Consider the following 2,869-nt stretch of genomic DNA (forward strand, 5'->3'; position numbering starts at 1 on the left):
ATTAGCGAGTAAATTAGAGCAATTTTCTGTTAGAAAAGCATAGTTTTTTCTTGTCCAAAATATAGGGGGCAAGGACATAAATTTATATTTGTATTTGTTGATTTATTAGCATTAAGCTCATTATTTTTACATTGATGTTTTTTTGATATTTCAAAATAAAAAAGGTTTGTAAGGGGATCCCCTTACAAACCTTTACGATAATAAATTTGGTTATAAAATACCTTTTTTTAAAGCTAATTGAACAATTTTTGAACGCTTGCTAAGTTTAAGTTTTCTTCTCATTCTAGATTTATGGGTTTCCACCGTTTTAACACTAATTACTAATTTATCAGCTATTCCTTGGTTAGTATATCCGCGAGCAAACAACTCAAATACTTCTTTTTCTCTTTTACTTAATAAATCATAATTATCAACTAAATTCTCATCTCCCTCTTTTTTATCCTTATCCTTCAGAGATTGCTTTGTATTATCATCTTCTTTTAAATTATCTAGATAATCATCCAATAGTATCTTAGCCATTTTCGGATAAATAAATGCTTCCCCTTGATAAACTGCTCTAATAGCAGATAAAAGCTCTACATCAGCTGCTTTTTTGAGTATATAACCTGAACTTCCAGACTTTAAAGCTTTTTTAAAATATTCTTCATCGTCGTGTACAGTTAAGATAAGGACTTTAATTTCTGGATTATCATTAGTTATCTTTCGGGTTGCTTCCATACCATCAATTCCGGGCATAGAGAGATCCATTAAAATAATATCAGGATTTAATTCTTTAGCTAGATTTAATGATTCTTGACCATTAATCGCTTCTCCTACTACTTCAACATCATCTTCATTTTCAAGCAGATTTTTCAAGCCTCTTCTAACTAAAGAATGATCATCAACTATTAAGACATCAATCATCAATTATCACTCCTATTTTTTAAAAATTATCCACAATAGGTATTTTTACATAAATAGTAGTTCCTATATTTTTTTCAGTTTCAATGATTAATTCACCATCTAATAGTTCAGCTCTTTCCTGCATGCCAAAGAGACCTAAGCTTTTCTTATTCTGTTTATTTGACATAGCTTCATTTAAATTAAAACCACAACCATCATCTTCAATTATAATGTTTAGCTCTTTATTTCTAACTTCAATAATCACACTGATATTAGCAGCATTCGAATGCCTGAAAGCATTAGTTAAAGCTTCCTGTATAATTCTATACACTGCAATCTCTGTTTCTTTAGAAAGCTGTGTGTCTTCTAAACCATCAATATGGAGCCCAATCTCTTGTTTCCACCATTGGGAGGAAGTCTTTACGTAATTTTTAATTGCTGCACTCAAACCTAAATCATCTAATACATCCGGTCTAAGTTGCTTAGCTAATTGATTTAATTGATTAAATAGTTCAGATATAATATCTTTCATCATAGCTATATAATCGTTGAATTCTTCTGTTTTTCTAACCTTTTTTAAAGTACTTAATGAGAGATTAAGGCTAGTTAAGGCCTGGCTAGTTTCATCATGTAGTTCTCTGGCAATTCTTTTTCTTTCTTCTTCCTGTGCATTTATCAACTTATTTAAAAGTTCTTGTCGCTTTTTTTCCTTTAATTGTATCTCTTTTAATAATTCCTTTCTTTCATTAGTAGATTTTTGGAGTTTTGCTACCATTTGATTGAAAGCCTGAGCTAACTTATTTAACTCACTATTTATAGAATCAAAAGAAATTCTATAATTTAAATCACCAGCTCCTATCTTCTTAGTAGCTCTTAATAGTTCTTCAATAGGTTTAAGAGAATAAGTTAAAAAAGTAAAAATAATTATAGCGATTAATATAGCACTAACTATTCCTAAGGTGTACATATTCTGCTTAGCATTAGCAATTAGACTTATACAATCCCTACCGACACTGACTGCTTTTATATAACCCTGTACTTTACCACTATAATCACGAAAAGGGAGTGCCAATATCCAGCAATGGTCTTTATCGGTAGATATTCTTGTTACTGTAAAGCCCGAGTTAACTTTAGCTAATTCTTCATCACTTAACTGCCAGTCATCTCTCGGAGTGGTAGCTGCTATTATACAGTCTATCTCTTTACTATCTAGACTATAAAGAAAATAATGGCTATAAAAATCTTCTCTTAAAACTTGTAAAAACTTTTTATCAAATTCAGAACCAAGCTCCATAGAACCAACATGTTCATCACTCTTATTATTGAGCTCTTCTGTTAAATCTTTTAAAAATAATTCACAGTACTTCTTTTCATCTTCCCAAGTCTCTATATATTGCTGATAACATTCTTCACCCTTATAAGTTTTAAATACTGTAACAGCTTCGTGCTGTCTGCCCCAAGCGTTTTTACTAAAGTTTGGTGAACCATTAAAAACTAAGAAACCGTCTTCGTCTTTCTTCTTTAATATATAGCATTTATTATGTATCTTTACTGGAGTGCTTTCTTTAAGAGTGTAAATTAAAAGTTTACCTTCTTCTTTCAATTTTTCTAATTTATCAGCTAGCTTTGTTTTGCCTATTAGATTTTCTCTATGATCAACATCTTTTCCTACTATAATCTCTAATTTATCTAAATTTAACAAATCAAAGGTTTCCTTGATTTTCTCAGGTGAGGCACAAAAACAAATTATTTTAGCTTCACTACAACCTTTGAAGAGCTTTTTAAAGTTATTATAGCTTTTCAATTGAAGTAAGTGGTGAACTATTTCCGTTTTTTTAGAATTAGAATTATTAAATGATATTTGATCCTGCAATTTTATAACACCTTTTTCTCATTATTTGATATATATTATACCCGAGTTCGACACTTACTAGGTAAACAGACCCCACGCAAACACTTATTATAGCAGTGTTTACGAAGGATTAGA

2 protein-coding genes are annotated in these 2,869 nt (G+C 30.3%); both read right to left on the reverse strand.

Annotation, left to right across the window (positions count from 1 at the left end):
* Positions 1 to 210 precede the first annotated feature (210 nt).
* Positions 211 to 903 (reverse strand): response regulator transcription factor, encoded by a 693-nt coding sequence (locus MWH30_RS13560; protein WP_248664634.1) that lies wholly within the window; start codon positions 901 to 903, stop codon positions 211 to 213.
* Positions 904 to 922: 19 nt separating this feature from the next.
* The gene (locus MWH30_RS13565; RefSeq protein ID WP_248664635.1) at positions 923 to 2,755 is read right to left on the reverse strand and encodes an ATP-binding protein; all 1,833 of its coding nucleotides are present in this window, start codon (positions 2,753 to 2,755) and stop codon (positions 923 to 925) included.
* Positions 2,756 to 2,869: the final 114 nt, after the last annotated feature.

The organism is Fuchsiella alkaliacetigena, from assembly GCF_023227765.1.
GTDB classification, from domain to species: domain Bacteria; phylum Bacillota; class Halanaerobiia; order Halobacteroidales; family Acetohalobiaceae; genus Fuchsiella; species Fuchsiella alkaliacetigena.